Annotated in this window: 23 protein-coding genes and 4 tRNA genes; 10 read left to right on the top strand and 17 right to left on the bottom strand. The window is 32.4% G+C overall.

What is annotated here, in order from left to right:
• The 8 genes from rplB to rsmA all read right to left on the bottom strand — a co-directional run bounded on the left by rplB (position 1) and on the right by rsmA (position 6,382).
• Positions 1 to 831 carry a 50S ribosomal protein L2 gene (gene rplB, locus ELQ06_RS00265; protein WP_052817469.1) on the bottom strand — a complete coding sequence of 277 codons (831 nt, stop codon included), beginning with the start codon at positions 829 to 831 and terminating at the stop codon, positions 1 to 3.
• A 1-nt stretch (position 832) separates the two neighbouring features.
• Entirely contained in the window at positions 833 to 1,114 is a 282-nt protein-coding gene (locus ELQ06_RS00260) for a 50S ribosomal protein L23 (RefSeq protein ID WP_002856384.1), read from the bottom strand.
• A 2-nt stretch (positions 1,115 to 1,116) separates the two neighbouring features.
• Complete coding sequence (gene rplD, locus ELQ06_RS00255; RefSeq protein WP_002937486.1) at positions 1,117 to 1,731, bottom strand: 50S ribosomal protein L4; 615 nt, start codon at positions 1,729 to 1,731, stop codon at positions 1,117 to 1,119.
• Positions 1,728 to 2,303: a 50S ribosomal protein L3 gene (rplC, locus tag ELQ06_RS00250; RefSeq protein ID WP_002870458.1), complete on the bottom strand. Its 576-nt coding sequence runs from the start codon at positions 2,301 to 2,303 to the stop codon at positions 1,728 to 1,730. The genes rplD and rplC overlap by 4 nt, the downstream gene beginning before the upstream one ends.
• A gap of 9 nt (positions 2,304 to 2,312) precedes the next feature.
• Positions 2,313 to 2,624 carry a 30S ribosomal protein S10 gene (gene rpsJ / locus ELQ06_RS00245; RefSeq protein ID WP_002779353.1) on the bottom strand — a complete coding sequence of 104 codons (312 nt, stop codon included), beginning with the start codon at positions 2,622 to 2,624 and terminating at the stop codon, positions 2,313 to 2,315.
• A gap of 197 nt (positions 2,625 to 2,821) precedes the next feature.
• Entirely contained in the window at positions 2,822 to 3,583 is a 762-nt protein-coding gene (locus tag ELQ06_RS00240) for a pseudouridine synthase (protein ID WP_002853086.1), read from the bottom strand.
• 35 nt (positions 3,584 to 3,618) lie between these two features.
• Positions 3,619 to 5,613: a ribonuclease J gene (locus tag ELQ06_RS00235; RefSeq protein WP_074468827.1), complete on the bottom strand. Its 1,995-nt coding sequence runs from the start codon at positions 5,611 to 5,613 to the stop codon at positions 3,619 to 3,621.
• Positions 5,582 to 6,382, bottom strand: coding sequence for a 16S rRNA (adenine(1518)-N(6)/adenine(1519)-N(6))-dimethyltransferase RsmA (gene rsmA, locus ELQ06_RS00230; protein ID WP_002855605.1), 801 nt, complete (start codon positions 6,380 to 6,382; stop codon positions 5,582 to 5,584). The genes ELQ06_RS00235 and rsmA overlap by 32 nt, the downstream gene beginning before the upstream one ends.
• An 80-nt stretch (positions 6,383 to 6,462) precedes the next feature.
• On the opposite strand from rsmA, the gene ELQ06_RS00225 reads away from it, so the two are divergent.
• Genes ELQ06_RS00225 through ELQ06_RS00215 form a run of 3 tightly spaced genes read left to right on the top strand, consistent with a single transcriptional unit; the run spans position 6,463 to position 8,188 of the window.
• Positions 6,463 to 6,999: a purine-nucleoside phosphorylase gene (locus ELQ06_RS00225; RefSeq protein WP_134237452.1), complete on the top strand. Its 537-nt coding sequence runs from the start codon at positions 6,463 to 6,465 to the stop codon at positions 6,997 to 6,999.
• Between the two features lie 23 nt (positions 7,000 to 7,022).
• Positions 7,023 to 8,093 (top strand): 23S rRNA (adenine(2503)-C(2))-methyltransferase RlmN, encoded by a 1,071-nt coding sequence (rlmN, locus tag ELQ06_RS00220; protein ID WP_002922056.1) that lies wholly within the window; start codon positions 7,023 to 7,025, stop codon positions 8,091 to 8,093.
• Positions 8,090 to 8,188 carry a hypothetical protein gene (locus ELQ06_RS00215; RefSeq protein WP_002867513.1) on the top strand — a complete coding sequence of 33 codons (99 nt, stop codon included), beginning with the start codon at positions 8,090 to 8,092 and terminating at the stop codon, positions 8,186 to 8,188. The genes rlmN and ELQ06_RS00215 overlap by 4 nt, the downstream gene beginning before the upstream one ends.
• Positions 8,189 to 8,201: 13 nt before the next feature.
• On the opposite strand, the gene ELQ06_RS00210 is transcribed toward ELQ06_RS00215, so the two are convergent.
• A tRNA-Met gene (locus ELQ06_RS00210) sits at positions 8,202 to 8,278 on the bottom strand.
• Between the two features lie 136 nt (positions 8,279 to 8,414).
• Here ELQ06_RS00210 and ELQ06_RS00205 point away from each other — a divergent pair.
• From ELQ06_RS00205 to ELQ06_RS00185, 5 genes are all read left to right on the top strand, one after another.
• Positions 8,415 to 8,502, top strand: a tRNA-Ser gene (locus ELQ06_RS00205).
• A gap of 113 nt (positions 8,503 to 8,615) precedes the next feature.
• On the top strand, positions 8,616 to 9,572 hold the full coding sequence (locus ELQ06_RS00200; RefSeq protein WP_002888796.1) for a glycosyl transferase family 90: 957 nt from the start codon (positions 8,616 to 8,618) through the stop codon (positions 9,570 to 9,572).
• A 139-nt stretch (positions 9,573 to 9,711) separates the two neighbouring features.
• A tRNA-Ala gene (locus ELQ06_RS00195) sits at positions 9,712 to 9,787 on the top strand.
• Positions 9,788 to 9,790: 3 nt separating this feature from the next.
• Positions 9,791 to 9,866: transfer RNA gene (locus ELQ06_RS00190), tRNA-Val, on the top strand.
• Positions 9,867 to 9,893: 27 nt separating this feature from the next.
• The gene (locus ELQ06_RS00185) at positions 9,894 to 10,424 is read left to right on the top strand and encodes a GNAT family N-acetyltransferase (protein ID WP_134237451.1); all 531 of its coding nucleotides are present in this window, start codon (positions 9,894 to 9,896) and stop codon (positions 10,422 to 10,424) included.
• On the opposite strand, the gene leuD is transcribed toward ELQ06_RS00185, so the two are convergent.
• From leuD to leuA, 4 genes are read right to left on the bottom strand one after another with little or no spacing between them, the layout of a single operon-like run.
• Complete coding sequence (gene leuD / locus ELQ06_RS00180) at positions 10,404 to 11,006, bottom strand: 3-isopropylmalate dehydratase small subunit (protein WP_002853150.1); 603 nt, start codon at positions 11,004 to 11,006, stop codon at positions 10,404 to 10,406. The genes ELQ06_RS00185 and leuD overlap by 21 nt on opposite strands.
• A gap of 1 nt (position 11,007) precedes the next feature.
• Entirely contained in the window at positions 11,008 to 12,420 is a 1,413-nt protein-coding gene (leuC, locus tag ELQ06_RS00175) for a 3-isopropylmalate dehydratase large subunit (RefSeq protein ID WP_074484131.1), read from the bottom strand.
• Entirely contained in the window at positions 12,407 to 13,483 is a 1,077-nt protein-coding gene (leuB, locus tag ELQ06_RS00170; RefSeq protein ID WP_134237450.1) for a 3-isopropylmalate dehydrogenase, read from the bottom strand. Before leuB ends, leuC begins: the two co-directional genes overlap by 14 nt.
• Positions 13,480 to 15,015: a 2-isopropylmalate synthase gene (leuA, locus tag ELQ06_RS00165; RefSeq protein ID WP_002922281.1), complete on the bottom strand. Its 1,536-nt coding sequence runs from the start codon at positions 15,013 to 15,015 to the stop codon at positions 13,480 to 13,482. Before leuA ends, leuB begins: the two co-directional genes overlap by 4 nt.
• A 319-nt stretch (positions 15,016 to 15,334) precedes the next feature.
• Here leuA and ELQ06_RS00160 point away from each other — a divergent pair, with 319 nt between their 5' ends.
• Entirely contained in the window at positions 15,335 to 15,964 is a 630-nt protein-coding gene (locus ELQ06_RS00160) for a hypothetical protein (RefSeq protein ID WP_002876996.1), read from the top strand.
• A gap of 35 nt (positions 15,965 to 15,999) precedes the next feature.
• Here the strand turns inward: ELQ06_RS00160 and ELQ06_RS00155 are convergent, their stop codons facing one another.
• The 4 genes from ELQ06_RS00155 to ruvC form a co-directional block, all read right to left on the bottom strand.
• On the bottom strand, positions 16,000 to 16,644 hold the full coding sequence (locus tag ELQ06_RS00155) for an outer membrane beta-barrel protein (protein WP_057032748.1): 645 nt from the start codon (positions 16,642 to 16,644) through the stop codon (positions 16,000 to 16,002).
• Positions 16,645 to 16,781: 137 nt separating this feature from the next.
• Positions 16,782 to 17,165: a preQ(1) synthase gene (gene queF, locus ELQ06_RS00150; RefSeq protein ID WP_002834281.1), complete on the bottom strand. Its 384-nt coding sequence runs from the start codon at positions 17,163 to 17,165 to the stop codon at positions 16,782 to 16,784.
• Between the two features lie 247 nt (positions 17,166 to 17,412).
• Complete coding sequence (flgE, locus tag ELQ06_RS00145) at positions 17,413 to 19,971, bottom strand: flagellar hook protein FlgE (RefSeq protein WP_134237449.1); 2,559 nt, start codon at positions 19,969 to 19,971, stop codon at positions 17,413 to 17,415.
• A 203-nt stretch (positions 19,972 to 20,174) separates the two neighbouring features.
• Positions 20,175 to 20,657, bottom strand: a complete 483-nt coding sequence (ruvC, locus tag ELQ06_RS00140; protein ID WP_010891952.1) for a crossover junction endodeoxyribonuclease RuvC — start codon at positions 20,655 to 20,657, stop codon at positions 20,175 to 20,177.
• A 95-nt stretch (positions 20,658 to 20,752) separates the two neighbouring features.
• On the opposite strand from ruvC, the gene dnaA reads away from it, so the two are divergent.
• Positions 20,753 to 22,075 carry a chromosomal replication initiator protein DnaA gene (gene dnaA / locus ELQ06_RS00135; protein WP_134237448.1) on the top strand — a complete coding sequence of 441 codons (1,323 nt, stop codon included), beginning with the start codon at positions 20,753 to 20,755 and terminating at the stop codon, positions 22,073 to 22,075.
• Positions 22,076 to 22,163: the final 88 nt, after the last annotated feature.

The following is a 22,163-nucleotide window of genomic DNA, read 5'->3' as shown; positions in this document are numbered from 1 at the left end:
TTACTTTCCTTTTCTTCTTGAAATTATTAGCTTATCGCTAGCTTTTTTACGACGAGTTTTCGCACCTTTGGTTGGTTTGCCCCATGGAGTTACTGGATGACGGCCTGAATTTTTCTTACCTTCACCCCCACCGTGCGGGTGATCTACTGGGTTCATTGCAGAACCACGAGTTTGCGGGCGGATACCTCTATGGCGATTTCTACCTGCTTTACCGATAGTCACATTAGCCCATTCTTCATTTCCAACTTCGCCGATACTTGCCATACATTCAGCTAAAACTTGTCTCATTTCACCACTTGCAAGTCTTAAAATAACATATTTTTCTTCTTTACCCATAAGTTGGGCATAAGCACCTGCGGAACGGATCATTTGACCGCCTTTACCTGGTTTTAACTCAACATTATGAACAATAGTACCCACAGGAATATTTTTAAGTTTCATTGCATTGCCTGGTTTAATATCAAGTCCGCTTTCAGCAGCTGTAACGATATCACCAACGCTTAATCCGCGTGGTTGAAGAATATATCTTTTTTCCCCGTCTTTATAAGCAATCAAAGCAATTCTACAATTTCTGTATGGATCATACTCGATCGCTTCTACTTTACCTTCTATACCAAATTTACGGCGTTTAAAATCAATAATTCTGTAAAGTTTTTTAGCACCCGCTTCTTTATGACGACTTGTAATTCTTCCATAGCTGTTACGACCCGCGTGTGCTGGAAGTTTAACAAGTAGTGAGCGTACACTTGGTTTAGCTGTAATATCTTCAGAACTTAAACCTGTGATATATCTTCTACTTGGAGTATATGGTTTATAAGTTTTAATTGCCATCTTAAGCCTCCGTATTTTCTAAGCTAACACCTTCAGGTAGCTTAACATAGAATTTTTTGTAATCGTTTCTTTGACCTAAACGACCTCTAAAACGCTTAACTTTTCCATCCATTCTTAAAGAATTGATGCTTTTTGGAGTTACACCAAAATACTCTTTTAAAACCGCTTTTAAGCCTGTTTTAGTCATCTTTGGTGAAGTTTGAATAACTACGACACCTTGCTCTTGCAAATTCAAACTTTTTTCTGTGTAAAGTATAGTCTTTATATCAGTAATATCTGCCATAATTATCCCTCTTTTGTAATAGATTCTAACGCTGATTTTTCCATAATAACAGCATTAAATACAGATACTAAATAAGCATTTACTTCAGTTACATCAACTACATAGCAATTTGCTAAATTTCTGTAAGCTAAAAGTGTTTTTTCATCTAGTAAATCTTTAACGATTAAAGCATCTTTGACGCCAAGTTTTTTAATCACAGCGTTTGCATCTTTTGTTTTACCACTTTCAATAGCCAAAGAATCAGCAGTAAATAACGCACCTTTAGCTGCTTTATCTGCTAAAGCTCTTTCAAGCGCCAATCTTTTTTGTTTTTTATTTACTTTTTGAAAGTAGTTTCTTTCATTTGTTGGACCAAAAGCAACCGCACCGCCTACCCAAACGTTAGTTCTTGTTGAACCCGCTCTAGCACCGCCACGACCTTTTTGTCTCCAAGGTTTTTTACCACCACCACTTACATCACTTCTACCTTTAGTATGAGCTGTATTTGCTCTTAAACTTGCAAGGTAAGATTTTACATATAAGTAAAGATTGTGTGGATTTACTTCCGCATATTTTGAAGGTAAATCAAGTTCACCTGCTTTTTCTAATTTATCATTTAAAACAACTACTTTACTCATTTTGCAATCCTTATTTTACCCATAGCACCATTATAACCTGGTACTGCACCTTTAACTACTAAAATTTTGTTTTCAGCATCATAAGATATAACTTCGTTTTTAACGGTCACTTTAGTATTTCCATAGTGTCCTGCCATTTTCATACCTGGTTGAACACGACCTGGCCATTCTCTATTACCAATAGATCCATGGCGTCTGTGAAATCTAGAACCGTGACTTGCTGGACCCCCTGCGAAGTTATGTCTCTTCATAACACCGCTATAACCTCTACCTTTAGTGTTAAAGCTTACTTTTAAAATTTTTGCTTCATTTAATGGAGTTTCATCTAAATCTCCTGCTTCAGTATTTGCTACTTCTAAAGTCGCAAATCTATTGTATTCTGCAGAAAGATTGTATTTTTTTTGCTGTCCTGCGACACATTTATTACTTGCTTTACCTTTTGGATATGCTACTAAAGCCTTTCCGCCTTCAACTTCACATACTTTTGCATTTACAACTCTTAGCAAAGTTACAGCGATACTTGGATTAGTAATTGTTCTACTCATTCCGATTTTTTCTACAATATATTCCATATCTTATCCTTACTTACCCATAGCTCTTACTTCAACGCTTACTTCTGGCGCTAAATCAAGCTTAGTTAAAGAATCAACTGTATCTGGAGTCGCTGCTACTATATCTAGCATACGCGCGTGAATTCTTATTTCAAACTGCTCACGAGAATCTTTGTTAATGTGTGGAGATTTTAAAACTGTATAGCGTTTGATTTTAGTAGGCATTGGTATCGGACCTCTGATATCCGCACCTGTTCTTTTAACAGCTTCTACGATTGCTGCAACTGTTCTGTCTAGTACTCGATGGTCATAAGCTTTTAGCTTAAGCCTAATTCTTTCCATAATATTTCCTTTAAAAAGAACTCGTTAGTTAAAAACTAACCAATTTATAAAAATTGAAATGAGAGTATATAAAATCTTGTTTTCAAAGTCAAGGAATTTGATGAAATTTTTCTATTATTTTCCTTTTAAAAAGGATAAAAATAGAATTTTTAGAATTTAAAAATTATCATTATTTTTTAAATTTTTATATATAATGGTCAATATCTTATTTCATTAAATTTCAAAAAATCTCTTAATTTTTCATATTCTCCATTTTCCAAATAGCGATGTTTTCCTGCCTTTAACATACCAAGATCTAATGCTCCAAAAGCAACACGCTTAAGATCCATGACTTCAAGATCAAAATGTCCAAAAAATCGTCTAAGTTCTCTATTTTTACCTTCATTTATAACTACTCTAAGCTTAGTATAACCTCCACTTGATCCAAAAATTTCAAAGTCTATAAAAGGAGCAAAACTCATAGAGGTAATTTTAGTTTTTGCATGTGCGCCTTTTTTTTCGTTTTTAATCTCAAGTCCATTTTGCATCGCTTCGATGACTTGTTTGCTCACCGTACCTTTAACTTTAAGGTAGTATTCTCTTTCTAAATCGCTATGCATTAAAGCATCGGCAATCACAGGAGAATCTGTAAGCAAAAGCAAGCCTTCACTTGCATAATCTAGTCTGCCTACACTAAGCCAAGTACTAAATTGTCTTGGCAAGGTATCATATATAGTTTTTCTTCCACGATCGTCTTTTTTACTGACAATTTCGCCTTTTTGTTTATGGTAGATTATCACGCTAAATTGCGTTCTTTTTTGCACTCTTTTACCTTTAACAAAGACTTTATCATCAAATTTAACTTCATCGCTTAAAAGGGCGATTTTGTTGTTTATTTTTACTAAGCCTTGTTTGATAAGTTCATCAGCTTCACGGCGTGAATAACGGGTGTTATGGGATATAAATTTATTAATTCTCATTTGATCTTCCTTAAAAAGGGCGTTTTTGCCCTTTTTTACATTACAAAAATAGTTGGAACTATGGTTGGGTATTTTTTAATCTTTCTAAAGATGTGTTTTCTTAAAACTTGGCGGATTTGATTTTCTAAAAATCTTGGATCATTGAGTACTTCATCTTTAACATTGATGAAAAATTGTCCTAAAACTTCAGCCATATCTTTGCTAAAAGCATGATCGTGTTTGTCAGCTACTAGCCCATAGCTAAATACTCTTGGTTTGTTGATCAGTGTTTTTGTAGTTTTGTCAATTTGTGCGATAATAACCACTATACCACTATCTGCAAGTTTTTGGCGATCTATAACTACATCATCGGCGATTTGTTTGTTGATTTGATTATCTACAAAAACTTTACCTGTTTTTACGGTTTTTACGCGTTTGACATATTTTTGGCAAAGTTCTACTTGATCGCCATCGCTCATAAGATAGATATTTCTTTCAGGAATACCACATTTCATCGCTGTTTCTTTGTGTTTAGTGATGTGATTGTATTCTCCATGAACTGGTAAGAAAAATTTAGGTTTAGTAAGGGTTAGCATAAGTTTTTGCTCTTCTATACTAGCGTGTCCGCTTACATGAATTTCACTAAATTCTTGATACGCTACTTTAGCTCCTGCTTTTAAAAGATAGTCAAGCACCGCAGAAACGCTTGCTTCATTTCCTGGTATGGCTTTAGCTGAAATGATTACTTGATCTGTAGGCTTAATCTTTATAAATTTATGCTCATCAGTTGCCATTCTATAAAGCGCACTCATAGTTTCGCCTTGACTTCCTGTAGTTACGATAAGCACTTCATTGTCTTTATATTTGCTTACTTCATCAGCATCGATGAAAATTTTTCTATCAAGTTTAATATAGCCTAATTCCATAGTAGTATAAAGATTTCTTTCCATAGAACGACCAATAACACAAACTTTTCTGCCGTATTTTAAACCATAAGTGATAGCCTGATAAACACGGTGGATATTAGAACTAAAAGTACTCATAATCACCCTACCCTTAGTACGCGCAAAAATTTGATCAAAAGTTGGCCCTACAGAGCTTTCACTTTTTGTATAACCTTCTTTATAAGAATTTGTACTATCACTTAAAAGACATAAAACCCCTTCTTCTCCATAATACGCTAAACGTCCTAAGTCTGTTGGATAGCCATCGATTGGAGTTTGATCGATTTTAAAATCACCTGTGTGGATAATCGTTCCTGCTTTTGTTTTGATCGCAAGTGCTGAAGCATCAATGATAGAATGCGTGATGTGGATCCACTCTATATCAAATTCACCTATTTCATAAACTTTGCGTTTTTCTACAGGACGAAACCATTTGCGTTCTGCTTTTAAGCCATGTTCTTCAAATTTGTTTGAAATCATTCCTAAAGCCAAAGGTGTAGCGTAGATAGGAAATTGAAATTCTTTAAAGAAATAAGGCACCGCACCGATATGATCTTCGTGTGCATGAGTGATCACTATACCACGAATTTTATCTTTAATTTTTCTTACATAGTCAAAATCAGGGATGATAATATCTACCCCATGCATAGTTCCATCAGGAAAACTCATACCTATATCTACTATAATTGCGTCTTTATTGGTTTCAAAAACACTGATATTTCCACCAATTTCTCCTAAGCCCCCTAAAGGAGTGATGCGGATTTTATGTTCGCTAGAATTGTTATATTTTAAAGGGTGTAAGCGGTTTTCATGTGAAACACGGTTAGCTTCTATACATTCTGCAAGAGCGATTTGCCAATCTTCATTACCTGTGAGTTTTGAAGGAAGATTGCGATTTTTTTTCTTTTTTTTCTCAGTTTTATTTTCTGAGTTTTCAGAAATTTCCTTGTTGGAATTTTGATCGATTTTTGGAGTATCATTTTCATTTTGCAAAGAATCGGCTAATTTTTTTCTGCGATTTTTATATTTATAGCGTTTATTGTTTTTTGAATTTGAGTTCGGATTTTGTTCGTTTTTATTTATCTCTTTGTTTTCGTCCATATTCATCCTTTAATTTGTCATAAATTTTAAGGTATGAATCAACGCAAATTTCATGTGGTCTGATGTTTTCTTTTAAGCCAAGAGTGCTTAAAACTTCTAAAACTTTTGCTTTATATGTTTTTAAATTTCCTAAGAGTTGTTTTCTAGGAGCTTTAAAACAGTCTTTTAGAAAATTTTTGAAATTTTCTATTTCGCAAAGTTCATCAAAATCCTTAGTTTTAATCAAACTCATCACCGCTGACATAACTTTTGGCGGTGGATTAAAACATTGTGGATCAACATCAAAAAGCATTTTTCTTTCGCAAATCATTGCACTTAAAACACCTAAGGAAGAAAACTCACTATTTCCTTCTTTAGCGCAGAATTTTTCAGCCATTTCTCTTTGCACCATTACAATAAGCCCTAGACAATTTTTATCTTCTAAAGCTTTTAATATAATGTGACTTGCAACATAATAAGGCAAATTTGCAACCAAAAAATATGGTTTTTCATCAAGACTAGGATTAAAAGCTTCGCTTGCGTCTTGATGGATCAAGTTAAATTTTCCACATTCAAGTTCTTTTTGAAATTTCTTTTTTAAAATAGGTATGAGATCATTATCGATTTCATAAGCTTTTACTTGAGAAATTTTTAAAAGTTCTTGCGTTAAATCACCTAAGCCAGGCCCAATCTCAATGATATTGTTCATCTCTTTGGGTATGGCTTGGATGATTTTTGCTAATACGCTTTTATCGATTAAAAAATTTTGTCCGTATTGTTTTTTTGCTTTAACCATAAGAAATAATTTTATCTAAAAATTCTTAATTAAGTCTTTTTAGGTAGAATTATTTTTTGTAAAATTTCATAAGGATCAAAATGATTGTTTGTGCGGGTGGAAATGAAAATTTTTCTTTTGCAAAAGCTATAGGTATAGGTTTGGTTGAATCAGCTTTTCATTTGAGTCAACTTTGCTTCAAAGAAAAACCATCAAAACTTATATTTATAGGAACTTGTGGGCTTTACGATAAGGGTAAAATTTTAGAAATTTACAAAAGTTCACACGCTTTTAATGTAGAATTTTCTAAAATTTCACATGCTTTTTATACTCCTGCAAAATATCAAATTTGCTTAGAAAAAGAAAATGTTTCTCGTGAAACAATCAAGATCAATTCTTCAAATTATATTTGTCAAAATTCAAAAGCAGCAAAAGAATTTTCAAAATTAGGTTTTTTTGCAGAAAATATGGAAGCCTTTTCTGTTTTGAGCGTAGCTAAAAATTTAAATATTGATGCAGAGTGTATTTTGTGTGCAACAAATTTTTGCAATGAAAACGCTCACGAAGATTTTATAAAAAATCATCAAAAGGCAAAAGAAAAATTAGAAGAATACTTAAAAAAATATCATTATATTTAAAAATTCAAAAAAGGAAAATAATTTTGAAAGAGCTTGTTAATATTTTAGATTTTTTACCTGAAGAATTAGGAGAAAAAATCAAACCGATGTTTCGCGTGAAACAAATTTATCAATGGATTTATCAAAAATACGCCAATAATTTTTCCGATATGTCAAGTTTACCAAAAGATCTACGTTTAGAACTTGCGCAAAATTTTCATTTCTCTCCTGTAAAATGTGTTAAAAATGAGCAAAGTAAAGATGGAAGTATAAAATATCTTTTTGAACTCGTTGATGGTTTAAGGGTAGAAAGTGTGCTTTTGCCTATGAAAGAAGAAAAAATAGACGCAGAAGGCAAAAGAATTTCTCATGCAAGATACACTATCTGTGTTTCTTCTCAAGTGGGTTGTAAAAGTGGATGTAGTTTTTGTCTTACTGCCAAGGGTGGTTTGAAAAGAAATTTAAGTGCAGGGGAGATAGTCGGACAAATTTTATGGATCAAAAAACAAAATAATATCCCTTATGAACGCCGTGTAAATATAGTATATATGGGTATGGGCGAGCCTTTAGATAATCTTAAAAATGTTTCTAAAGCGGTAAAAATTTTAGCACAAAATGATGGGCTTGCCATAAGTCCTCGCCGTCAAACCATCAGTACTAGCGGTTTGGCAAAACAAATCAAAGAATTAGGTCAAATGAATTTAGGTGTTTTACTTGCTATATCATTACATGCGGTTAATGATGAGCTTCGAACCGAACTTATGCCTATCAATAAAGCTTATAATATCGCTGCGATTATGGATGCGGTGCGTGAATTTCCTATAGATCAAAGAAAAAGAGTGATGTTTGAATATCTTTTAATTGATGGTATCAATGATAAGCTTGAACACGCTAAAGAATTAGTCAAGCTTTTAAATGGTATTAAAGCCAAAGTGAATTTAATACTCTTTAATCCACATGAAGGAGGTTTATATAAACGCCCTAGTTTAGAAAACGCGATTAAATTTCAAGATTTACTCAGCAATAAAGGTGTAACTTGTACTATAAGAGAAAGTAAAGGGCTTGATATCTCAGCTGCTTGTGGACAGCTTAAAGAAAGGGCAAAAGAACAATGACAATGCTAGATATTTTTGAAATCATTTTTATAACAGCTGTTGTAATTATAGGTTTTGGTGGAATTGTTTTTGTAGTAACAAAAGAAAAAAAATAATTATTACACTTAATGGTGTCAAGGGGGAGACTTGAACTCCCGACCTCCGGCTTATGAGACCAGCGCTCTAACCAGCTGAGCTACCCTGACTAAAAATAAAAATATAATTATACTACTTTTTACTAAAAATTTTCTGATTTTTTAAAAAAATAATTTTATTTTCAATATTTAAAAAATTTCTTTATTTTTAAAGCTTTTATAGATATAATGAACGTTTTTATTTCATAGACAGGTGTCCGAGCGGTTGAAGGAGCACGCCTGGAACGCGTGTAAAGTGCAAGCTTTCGAGGGTTCGAATCCCTTCCTGTCTGCCATTCTTATTTTTAATATTTAAAATACTATTGTTTTGTCAAAAGTTATTTTATTGTTTATAAATTCTTAAATTTTTGATAAAATATTAAAAATTTTATTTATTAGGTTTTTTATAATGCTACAATCAAGACTTTTGATGAATTTAAAAGGAATAGGAATATCTTTTATACCAAGATATTTTTTTCAAATAAATTTAGATAAAATTTTTAATGATATTTTAAAATACAATATTAAAGACTTAGAAGAAATACAAACTCGAGTTAAATATTATAATCAAATAAATGAATTTTTTACACCTACAGCAAAGGAAAAAATAGGAAAATTTCCTTTTAAAAGCACCTCTTATGCTTTTGATGCTTATGAAGTCAGTAAATACTTCAAAGATGAATTTTTATGGAATAAAGAATTTGGCGATGTAAGACATACTTTTAAAGAAGCAACTATTTGCAAATCGAGATCTTTGGAAAATAATATAAATAATATTTTATTAAAACTTGATAAAAATAGGCACTTTTGCTTTTTAAAAGATAACATAAACTATGAAAATAAAAAGGATATAGCAATATTTAGAGGAGCAGTATATCAAAATCATCGAAAAGAATTTTTTGATTCTTATTTTGGTAGAACTTTTTGCGATATAGGAGATACTTCAAAACAACCTAGCCAATGGAAAAAAAACTTTTTAAACAAAAAAGAACAAATGAAATATAAATTTATAATTTCTTTAGAGGGTAACGATGTAGCAAGCAACTTAAAATGGGCTATGAATTCTAATTCTTTAGTTTTAGCTCCAAAAATAACTTGCGAAACTTGGTTTATGGAAGGAACTTTAAAACCAAATTATCACTTTGCTTTGATTGATAATGAGAATTTGTCAGCAGTAATTGAATATTTTAAAAGTCGCCCAAAAGATGCATTGGAAATTATTAATAATGCTCATCAATATATTAAGAAATTTTTAGATAAGAAAAAAGAATTCCATATAGGAATTTTGGTTTTGACCAAATATTTTTATTATTCTAGACAACTTGAACTTAACAAAAAAAGAGATATTTTAGAATTAATCAAATAGTAAAATTACTCTCATTAATTCTCTAATTTTTCATAAAAAATAAATCTTTTTATACATATATTACATCATAAATTAAAAATTTGATTTTAGTTTTCAGCCAAAAACAAGTAATATTGCGATAAAATCTCAGACTTATAAAGGGGCATTAGCTCAGCTGGGAGAGCACAACGCTGGCAGCGTTGGGGTCAGCGGTTCGAACCCGCTATGCTCCACCATATGGTTCCGTAGCTCAGCTGGTAGAGCACTACCTTGACATGGTAGTGGCCGTTGGTTCAAGTCCAATCGGAGCCACCATCACCCTTCCTTATACAAAGGATTATCATGCAAAACACTATCATACAAAAAGCCGTCAATAAAGATTTAAATTCTATACTTGAAATCACAAAAGATGCTTTAAATGCTATGAAAACTATGAATTTTCACCAATGGGATGAGAATTATCCCAATGAAATAGTTTTTCAAGAAGATATACAAGCACAAGAACTTTATGTGTTTAAAGAAAATGATGAAATTTTAGGCTTTATCTGTATCAATGAAAAATTTGAACCTGAATTTTACAAACAAGTTATTTTTAACAAAAATTATGATGATAAAGCCTTTTATCTACACCGTTTAGCTGTCAAACAAAATGCAAAAAGCAAAGGCGTGGCACAAAAACTTTTAAATTTTTGCGAAAATTTTGCCTTGGAAAATCACAAGGCAAGTTTAAGAGCAGATACTCATAGTAAAAATTTTCCTATGAATTCGCTTTTTAAAAAGCTTGATTTTAATTTTTGTGGAAACTTTGACATACCTAATTACCAAGATCCTTTTTTAGCTTATGAAAAAATTCTAAACCAAAAAGCTTTTTGAGTTTTTTTCATAGGCTTTGATTTGTGCTTCATGTTTTAAAGTTAAAGCTATATTATCAAGTCCTTCCAAAAGACAAATTCTGTGAAAATCATCTAAATCAAAAGAAAAAATCTTATCTTTAAAAAATACTCTTTTTTCCAACAAAGAAATTTCTATATTTTTATCTTGGGATTTTTTTAACTCATCAACTATTTCCAAAACCTCATCTTTAGCAAGTTCTATAGTGAGCAAACCGTTTCCTAAGGCATTGTTTTTAAAAATATCCGCAAAAGAAGGTGCAATAATAGCTCTAATACCATAATCAACCAAAGCCCAAGGCGCATGCTCTCTTGAAGAGCCACTACCAAAATTTTCAAAACTCACCAAAATAGAGCTATTTTGATATTCTTTTTTATTGAGATTAAAATCCATATTTAAAACACTTTCTTTATCATCTAAATAACGCAAATCATGGAACAAATGCTTGCCAAAACCTTGCTTAGACACTGCAAGTAAAAATTGCTTAGGTATAATTTGATCTGTGTCTATATTGGCATATTCTAAAGGACAAGCTATACCTTTGTGTATAATAAATTTTTGCATATTAAACTCCTAAATACTTTCTATTATCACAAATAACACCTTCTATGGCACAAGCTGCTGCACTTGCAGGACTCATCAAATGAGTGATAGAACCTTTACCTTGTCTGCCTACAAAGTTACGATTTGAAGTTGAAGCAACTCTTTGACCTGAATTTGCTTTGTCATCATTCATACCAAGACACATAGAACACCCTGCATATCTCCACTCACACCCTGCCTCGATAAAAATCTTATCAAGTCCTAAATTTTCAGCTTCTTTTCTTACTTGCATTGAACCAGGCACGATTAAAGCTTTAACATTTTTATGAATTTTGCGCCCTTTTAAGATATCAGCGGCTATTTTAAGATCTTCTAAACGCCCATTTGTGCAAGATCCTATAAATACAATGTCGATTTTTACCCCTTCTATAACTTGATCTTGCTCTAAATTTACATAAGATAAAGCATCAAGCAAAGATTTTTGCTCACTTTGATTTTTAAAATCACTTATTTTTGGAATTTTTTCATCTATGCCAATCACTTGCGAAGGATTTGTTCCATAGCTAATTTGTGGTTTTATCTTGCTTACATCTAGAGTAATACTCTCATCATATTTTGCTCCTTCATCACTTCTTAAACTCTTCCAATACTCACAATACTTTTGAAATTCTTCTCCTTTAGGTGCAAATTCCTTTCCCTTAATATACTCAAAAGTGATCTCATCAGGAGCTATCATACCTACTTTCGCTCCAAATTCTATAGCCATATTACAAAGAGTCATTCTAGCTTCCATGCTTAAATTTCTTATAAGTTCTCCGCAAAATTCTATAGCATAGCCTGTGCCTTTTGCTGTGCCATATTGTGCAATCAAATACAAAATCAAATCCTTAGCATAAACGCCTTTTTGAAACTGCCCTTTACATTCGATTTTCATGGTTTTAAGTTTGGCTTGTTTTAAAGTTTGCGTTGCCATGACATGCTCTACTTCACTCGTGCCTATACCAAAGGCTAAAGCTCCAAAAGCCCCATGTGTTGCCGTATGAGAATCCCCACAAACTAAAGTAACCCCAGGTAAAGTAAAGCCAAGCTCAGGACCTACTATATGAACTATGCCTTGATTTTTATCTCCAAGTCCTAAAAGCCTTACTCCAAATTCCTTAGTATTTTGCATCAAAGTTGTAATTTGCTCTTTTGCCATATCAGAACAAGCATTTAAATCCACACTTTTAGTTGAAACATCATGATCTATGGTAGCCAAAGTTAAATCCGCTCTTGCCATTCTACGCTTAGCCATTTTAAGCCCTGAAAATGCTTGAGGGCTTGTTACTTCATGGATTAAATGTCTATCGATATAAAGTATAGGAAGTTCGTTTTTGCCTTCATAAACCACATGAGCATCAAAGACTTTCTCATATAAAGTTTTAGCCATTATTATTCTCCTTTAAAATTTCTAAAATACAATCCCCCATTTCATCGGTATTTAAATACGACTTAGTATTTAAATCCTTGGTCATTTTTCCTTGCGCCAATGCCAAAGATATAGCATTTTCTATATCCTGTGCGGCTTGTTCTTCTTTGAAACTATACTTTAACATCAAAGCCGCACTTAAAATTTGAGCTATGGGATTGGCTATATTTAAATGAGCTATATCAGGCGCACTTCCACCTGCTGGCTCATAAAGTCCAAAACCTTTATCGTTTAAACTTGCTGAACTTAACAAACCCAAAGATCCATTAATGGCAGCTAACTCATCACTCAAAATATCACCAAAAAGATTTGAACAAAGCATAACATCAAAAATGGTAGGATTTTTTACAATCTGCATCGCAGCATTATCCACATACATGTACTCTAAGTTTATATCTTGATAATCTTTTGCAACATTTGCCACCACTTCTCGCCACAAAATAGAACTTGCTAAAACATTCGCCTTGTCGATTAAATGCACTTTTTTCTTTCTTATTCTTGCACTTTCAAAAGCGATATGAGCTATCCTTTCTATCTCTTTTTTAGTGTAAATTTCAGTATCATACGCACTTTCTTTACCTAAATCTTGCTTACCAAAATAAATCCCACCTGTAAGCTCTCTAACACATAAAATATCCACTCCTTTTTGGATAATCTCATTTTTTAAAGGTGAAGCATGAGTTAAACTTTCATAAATTTTACAAGGACGCAAATTTGCAAACAAATTAAAATGCTTTCTTAAAGGCAAAAGCGAGGCTCTTTCAGGTCTTTGATCTATGGGCAAATTATCCCACTTAGGCCCTCCAACAGAGCCAAATAAAATCGCATCACTTTGCTCACAAAGCTTTAAAGTTTCATCACTTAAAGCCACTCCATAAGCATCTATACTTGCACCGCCTATTTTAGCTTCATTAAATTCAAAACTAAAATTGTATTTTTGCGCGATAAAAGTTAAAATTTTTAAAGCCTCTTTCATTACCAAAGGCCCTATACCATCTCCTGCTAAGACAGCTACTTTATAAGTTTTCATGCCATTTTCCTTTCTTCTACTTTTAAAGAGCGATAAATCGCATTGTAAGCACTCACAAAAGCTTGTGCTGAAGCTTCTATAACATCTGTTGAAATTCCTTTTCCATGGAATTTTCTCCCTTTAAATTCCAAATCCACATCCACTTGTCCTTGAGCATCTACCCCTGAACTTTTTGCATTGATACTATAAGCTTTTAGCGCAGGCTTTAAATTCGTTATCCTAGCAATGCAGTTAAAAACTGCTTCAACAGGACCATTTCCTGTGCAAGCTTCAGTTTTTAACTCTTCTTTAATACGCATACAAACACAAGCAGTTGGGATATTGCCACTAATCACGCTTAATTTTTCAAGTATAAATTTATTTTCTTCTTCATTTTCATAGCTTAAAAACATCAAAGCTTCCAAATCATAATCATACACTTGACCCTTTTTATCCGCAAGGCGTAAAAAACGCTCATAAACATCATCTAAATTATAAGTATTTTCATCATAGCCTAAATTTTCAAGGCAAGTTTTTATCATAGCCCTTCCACTTCTTGCCGTCATTAACATACGATTTTCATGAATTCCTATGGCACTAGGGCTTATGATCTCGTAAGTTTGCCTATTTTTAAGCACTCCATCTTGATGAATGCCTGAACTATGAGAAAACGCATTGCTACCCACTATAGCTTTATGCGAAGGTATACTTTCATTAGTGATAGCTGAAACTAATTTTGAAGTTTTAAAGATATTTTCACATTTAATATCAGTATAAAAACCTTTTAAATAATCTTTCCTAGTTTTTATCGCCATAACCACTTCCTCTAAAGCACAATTACCCGCCCTTTCGCCAAGTCCATTTATAGTGCACTCTATCTGTCTTGCACCTTGTAAAATAGCACTTAAACTATTGCCCGTTGCCATACCTAAGTCATTGTGACAATGCACAGAAATGATAGCTTTGTCTATATTTGGCACTTTGTTAAATAAAATTTTGATGATATTAGCAAATTCACTTGGTAAGGTATAGCCTACGGTATCTGGGATATTTATAGTTTTAGCGCCTGCTTTTATCGCATTTTCCACCATAAAACAAAGATTATCTATCGGAGTTCTTCCTGCATCTTCGCATGAGAATTCTACATCATCAGTATAAGATCTTGCTCTTATAATCGCTCTTTTTGCCATAGACAAAATTTCATCAAAATCTTTTTTTAATTTATCTTGCATATGCAAAGTCGAAGTGGCTATAAAAGTATGAATTCTAAAATGCTTTGCCACTTTTAAAGCTTCATAAGCCATATCTATATCTTTATCCAATGCCCTAGAAAGTGCACAAATGGTTGAGTTTTTAACCTTAGAAGCGATCTTTTGCACCGCTTTAAAATCCCCTTGTGAAGATACCGGAAAACCTGCTTCTATAACATCTACGCCTAAATTTTCAAGCGCTAAAGCGATTTGTAATTTTTGATTGATACTCAAAGAACTGCCTAAAGCTTGTTCTCCATCACGCAAAGTGGTATCAAAGATTATGATTTTATTATCTTTCATGATTTAATCCTTTAAAACCAAACAGACTGAATGAATTAAAAATTCAAAAACTTAACAACAATGATAAAAAATTAAAAATGTAAAAAATGATTAAAAATAAAATTGAGTTTTAGAGTGAGAGTTGCAGTAGCAGATTAAAAGTATTGTCTTTACTTTTTTGTTGGACTGAATTTGAAATTTCAAAAATTTGTTTCATCTTTTCCTCCTTTGTTAAAATTAATACTTAATGTATCATATTTTTAGTAAATGTGTTTGTAAAATTCTTAAATTAAGAAAATTATTGATATAATTGTAATTTTAAGTAACAAAAAGGAAGTTGATGTTAAAAGAACTCTTAGAGATTAAAAAAGAAATGGAACCTGTTATCCACGAAGCCAATGTGAAATTAAATGTCCTAGCTCGTGAAGTCATAGTCCGAAAAAAAGAATACGAAATTTATGGGCCTATGGTAGATCGTGTTTATCTTGATAATGCCATTTATGTTAAAGTTATGTCAAGTGGACGTGATGTAAAAACAGACAATGTGACTATAAAAAATGGTTTTTATATGGTTTTTGTTGCCCCTGAAAAAGAAAGCACAAAAGATATCAAAAATAAACTCAAAGTAGCTTATGAAGGACTTGATAACAAATTTATCGCTACACTTATACGCTCTTGCCAACGCTTTAAAGAGATCATAAACAAAACCCAAGCTACACTTGCTAAAGCTTCTAAAATGAATGTGGTAGTAAAAACGAATTTAGGTGAAGCAAGTGCTGCTCTAAAATTTAACATCACTATAGAATATACTAAAGAGAATCAAAAACTCACTCGTGAAAATTCAAAATCAGCAGGAAGTTTCAGAGATACTAAAACTTATATCAATCTTGTAGTAGAAAAAAATACAGAATCTCAAATTTGTGAAAAACTACTTGATGATGTTGAAAAATACTTTATCGGTGGAGGTTGATTTCATTAATGCAAGTTATAAAAACTTGCATTAGATTAAAATTTATAATTATATCCTAAATATACACCATAATTTGTTTGTTTAGGATCGTAAAAGTTTGAACCCACTTTATTTTGATAAAAATTTCTAGAATTATAATGAATTTGCTCTGCTTTAAAGCCTAATTCTATTTCATTATGTGGTGTCAAATCATATAAAGCACCTATTTTCGCTCCATAAAAATAACCGTCAAAATTTTGCGACAAAGATAAAAAGCTTGTTTTTAAGGTAAGATCTGTTCTTGCATATCCTCCATACACACCTAAAACAGCTCTGGTTTTTTCAAAAAGCTTAGGAGTAAAATCATAACCTGTTAAAAATTTATGTGTAGTAAAATCACCTTCGATTTGAATTTTAGGAGTTTTGATAAAATCACTAAATTCATCAGAATAATTATAACCAGCATAAATTCTATGATTTTCATTTAAACGATATCCAAGTTTTAGACCAAACGATGGTATATTACCTGAAATATCTCCATTAAAATTTCGCTTTGTATTCTTATGTTTTAACTCACTTTTTACTTGAGCATGCATCCAAGCTGCATCAGCACCTATAAAAAAACCAGAATTCTCATCTGCTAAAGCCAAATTTGAAAACAAAGTAGTACTTGCGATAATGCTTAATAATTTTTTATTCATAACCTAACTCCTTATAATAAAATTCGATCTAAAAAATTTAGATCTTTTTATATTATATATTCTTCAAAGATTAAATAAGAATTTTTGATAAAATACTTAATCTTTGCATAAAAATATGTTAATGTTTTACTCAAATATTATTTTGGCACTACCATATCGCTACGACATTCTATCACCGTATGCACATTTCCACGCGGGTTAAAATCCCCCACAACTTTAATCCATTTTGGTTTTAATTTATCTTTTAAAGTATTATAAATTTCATTGATACTTGCTTCATGTGAAACATTTCTATACATAAAAGTATTGATATAAAGTTTTATCGCCTTAAGCTCAACCACAAATTTATCAGGCATATACTCAAGATAAATCGTCGCAAAGTCAGGATAACCCGAACGCGGACAACAACACATAAATTCAGGTAAAGTGATTTTAATGATATAGTCATTTTTAGCATCATTTGGCCAAATTTCCATATTTTCTACATCAAATTCTTTGATTTCCTTTTCACCATAACGCATAAATTTCCTTAAAATTTAAATTCGAGCAAAAATTATAACAAAATAAGTTTTTAAAACGATTATGATACAGATAAGAAAATGCAATTTTATTGCAACTCACCCCCTAGCAAGAGTGAGTTAGCAATAAATTGAAGGCAGTTCAAGCCTAAGCCTAGTATTACAAGACTACCAAGATAGGCTTGTAAAGCAAGGCTTGCTCCCTTTAAGGGAGCAAAAAAACAATATTTTATAGAATACTAAGCTTAAATTATTGTTTAAGCTGGATTAGAGTTTGAAGCATTTGATCACTCGTTGAAATGGTTTTTGAGTTTGCTTGATAACCTCTTTGAATGATAATAAGCTCTGTTAAAGAACGACTTAAATCCACATTTGACATTTCAAGAGCTGAGGTTTTCATCTCACCACGACCTCCTGTTCCTGCTTCACCTACTACTATAGCCCCACTATTTGCAGTGACTTTAAAAAGATTTCCGCCGATTTCTTCAAGACCTGAGTTATTTGCCACTGAAGCCATTGCTATTTTTGCTACAGCAAAGGTTTTGCCATTAGTAAATTCACCTAAGATATTACCTTTGTCATCCACACGGATAGCATCAGGTTTTAAGTTACCTGAAGTATAACCATCGGTTGCCTGTCCTGTTAGAGTTGAAGCTGAGTTTGAGCTTACAAGGCCGTCATTGCTTCCACTTGTTCCAAAGGAAAGTTTGATTTGTTGATTTGGTGCGGCACCGTTATTGGGTGAAAAATTTAAAGTTTTAGGATTGTAACTAGCTAAAGAGCCATCGTTGTTAAATCTTGCTGTTCCTACGACGATATTGTTTGGTCCTTCACCTGTAGTGTTGATCTCAGCTGGTTCGGGTACACGGATGATCATTTGCCATTCATTACCCCCATCTTGAGTGGTACTTTGCTTGACAAACTGCACTTCTAAAGTATGTTTTGAACCTAAAGAATCATAAATTTCAAGCCCCGCCGAAAAAGCAGAAAGCTTAAGTTGCTCACTTTCTTTGATCTGACCTCCGACTGTTAAAACTCCATCAAAAGCTTTAAAAATTTTAGTAAAGGCATCATTGGTACTTACAGTTCCTTGTTTATTACTATAGGCTGTTACATTAAAATTTATATTATGTGTTGTTCTATTTGGATTATTAATACCAGCTGGTGGATTACTTGTAACATTAGGATTTGCTATAGAAAAATTTCCATTTTCTGTAATAACAACACTTACACCTTCATTTACATCTTCACCTGTAACTTCAAATCCACCGCTTCCATCATAATCCACCCCATATCTAGCATCTCTTTGTAAAAGCTCTCTTAAGTCCTCTGTGGTTCTAAAAACCCTTGGTGTTGTAGTTAAAAATGAACCACTCATAGCTAATTGATAATTATTTTCAGGAGTACCAGGAGTATTTATATTTGCCTGATTCCAAGTGTGTCCACCATCAGGATTATACAAAGGTGGTAAAGTTTGAGGAGTAGAGCTATAAATATATTTATGAGCTGTTACTATTTGTATTCTATCTTGATTTTGAGCAGCAGTTCCTGCTATCCAAGCACTACCATTACCACGTATTATAGGATTACCAGCGGGTCTTAAATTGATATTATTCCAATCAAAATCTGCGGGATTACCAGCAACCCTTATATTAATAAGTTCTCCAGCTGAATTATTGGCATTAACTTGTAAATCTATATTTTTCATGTTATCTGTAGTGCCATCGGCATTGTCATTGATAAAATCAATCCCACTACCATCTGCTTTTTTTACTGCTCTTACTCCTGTTCCATCTCTTGTATCATTTGGTGCAGTAAAGGTATTGATATAAGCTATAGCTTCATCTAAGCTTTTTATAGAAGTATTCTGTATATGAACTCCATTTAGAGTAATATCCAAAGTTGTAGGTTTTTGCTCATGTCCCCAAAATATAACAGGATTTTGATTTACTTTTTGATTAGGATCAAAAACACCATTATTACCTTGATTTGCTCCAGCTCCTTCTCCAGCTGTACTAAACTTAGCATCTGCATAAGATACCCAAATTCCTTGACCTTCTCTTAAATTTAAACCTGTACCATTAGCATTAAAAAGTGATCCTGCATCCACACCCTTTTCCGTCACTTCTATAGAATTTTTGGAAGTCGTATAAAACTGAGTGGTTCCTGTATCATTTTCATCTTTAGTTTCACCTGTTTTTTTATTAAAACCATGTATAGAATCAAGTCCATATATAGGACGACTTGCTGTTCCTATATTTAAACCACTATTTAAATTCGCTTTGATGGCTACTTCTGTGGATTGCGCTGCAGGGATATGCATACCGGGATCGATAAAAATATTTTGCGGAGTTCTTGAGCTATCTATACTTTGAGTATCCCAGTTGATATTCCACCCTTGGACAACAAAACCTGCATTATTAACAAAATTTCCATAAGCATCGAGTTTAAAATCCCCGCTCCTTGTAAGATAGCGAGTAAGCCCCCCATCATCACTCACCATAAAAAAACCATCGCCATTTATAGCCACATCAGTGTTTTTATCTGTGGTTTGAACTGAACCTTGAGAATGAATTCTAGTTGTAGAACTTACTGAAACGCCAAGACCGATTTGAAGTGGATTAGATCCGCCTCTTCCATCAGTTGGAGCTGTAGCGATTTTCACAGTTTGGCTAAACATAGTCCCAAAATCTGCACGAGAATATTTAAAACCAGTGGTATTAACATTTGAAATGTTATTACCTTCAACATCCATCGCAACTTGATGTGCTTGTAGTCCGCTTACGCCAGACCAAAGTGATCTCATCATCTTAAATCCTTTATAAAATATTGCTTTAAAAAATTTAACGCTTTGGCTTTAAAAAACTTTTGCGTTTATGTGAAGTTTACAAGCAAATTCTGTTCCAACTTTTGAAATTTTTTATGAATTTTTTAAAAATTTATAGAAAAAATTTAAAGGTATTTTAGGAGTTTATGAAGCTTTGGGCTTTTGTGTAATAAAAATTACTAAAATCACACCCTAACTCTTAAATTTGCTGCATGGGTTAAAGCCACTGCGATAGCATCTGTGATATCCAAAGGCTTGATATCTTTACTAAGTCCTAAAAGCCTTTTTACCATAAAAGCAACTTGTTCTTTAGTTGCTTTGGCTTTTCCTGTAACGGCTTTTTTTACTTGTAAGGGAGTGTATTCTGCAAAATCTCCATGAATTTGAAGAATTTTTAAAGATAGGGCTCCGCGAAATTGTGCGAGTTTTAAAACGGTTTTTGGATTGTAAGCAAAAAAGATATCTTCTATAGCCACCTCATCAAAAGAATGATTTTTAAAAATCAAGTCCAAACCCTCGCAAAGCTCTGTGATTTGATACTGTAAGGTACTTGGCTTTATCTTTATAAGTCCTGCTTCTATGAGAATGTTTTTTCCTTTGTCAGCTTCTATGATAGCATAACCACAATTTCTCGAACCTGGATCTATACCTAAAATTTTCAAATTCATACCTTTTGAAAAATAAAATACAAAAGCGGATTTTAACCTTTTTTTATAAAATTTAAGATAAAATTTATACATTATGCAAAATTTAAAGAGAGATTATGAATCCAAGCCAAATACTTGAAAATTTAAAAAAAGAATTAAGTGAAAACGAATACGAAAACTATTTATCAAATTTAAAATTCAACGAAAAACAAAGCAAAGCAGATCTTTTAGTTTTTAATGCTCCAAATGAACTCATGGCTAAATTCATACAAACAAAATACGGCAAAAAAATAGCGCATTTTTATGAAGTACAAAGCGGAAATAAAGCCATCATAAATATACAAGCACAAAGTGCTAAACAAAGCAACAAAAGCACAAAAATCGACATAGCTCATATAAAAGCACAAAGCACAATTTTAAATCCTTCTTTTACTTTTGACAGTTTTGTTGTGGGGGATTCTAACAAATACGCTTATGGAGCATGTAAAGCCATAGCACATAAAGACAAGCTTGGAAAACTTTATAATCCTATCTTTGTTTATGGGCCTACAGGACTTGGAAAAACACATTTACTTCAAGCGGTTGGAAATGCGAGCTTAGAAATGGGAAAAAAAGTAATTTATGCTACCAGTGAAAATTTTATCAACGATTTTACTTCAAATTTAAAAAATGGCTCTTTAGATAAATTTCATGAAAAGTATAGAAACTGCGATGTTTTACTTATAGATGATGTGCAGTTTTTAGGAAAAACCGATAAAATTCAAGAAGAATTTTTCTTTATATTTAATGAAATCAAAAATAACGATGGACAAATCATCATGACTTCAGACAATCCACCCAACATGCTAAAAGGTATAACCGAACGCTTAAAAAGTCGTTTTGCACATGGGATCATAGCTGATATAACTCCACCTCAACTAGATACAAAAATAGCCATCATAAGAAAAAAATGTGAATTTAACGATATCAATCTTTCTAATGATATCATAAACTATATCGCCACTTCTTTAGGGGATAATATAAGAGAAATCGAAGGTATCATCATAAGTTTAAATGCTTATGCAACCATACTAGGACAAGAAATCACACTCGAACTTGCCAAAAGTGTGATGAAAGATCATATCAAAGAAAAGAAAGAAAATATCACTATAGATGATATTTTATCTTTAGTGTGTAAAGAATTTAACATCAAACCAAGCGATGTGAAATCCAATAAAAAAACTCAAAATATAGTCACAGCAAGACGCATTGTGATTTACCTAGCTAGGACACTCACGGCTTTGACTATGCCGCAACTTGCGAATTATTTTGAAATGAAAGATCATACGGCTATTTCACATAATGTTAAAAAAATCACAGAAATGATAGAAAATGATGCTTCTTTAAAAGCAAAAATCGAAGAACTTAAAAACAAAATTCTTGTTAAAAGTCAAAGTTAAGTGAAAGGATGTGAAAAATAAATTCTAGAGTGTGAAAAAAAGAAATTAAGCAAAGTATGATAAAATACAAATTTGATTATTTTGCTTT

The organism is Campylobacter sp. CH246 (genome assembly GCF_004378835.1).
Lineage (GTDB): Bacteria > Campylobacterota > Campylobacteria > Campylobacterales > Campylobacteraceae > Campylobacter_D > Campylobacter_D jejuni.
This window is presented reverse-complemented; position numbering and strand designations above follow the sequence as displayed.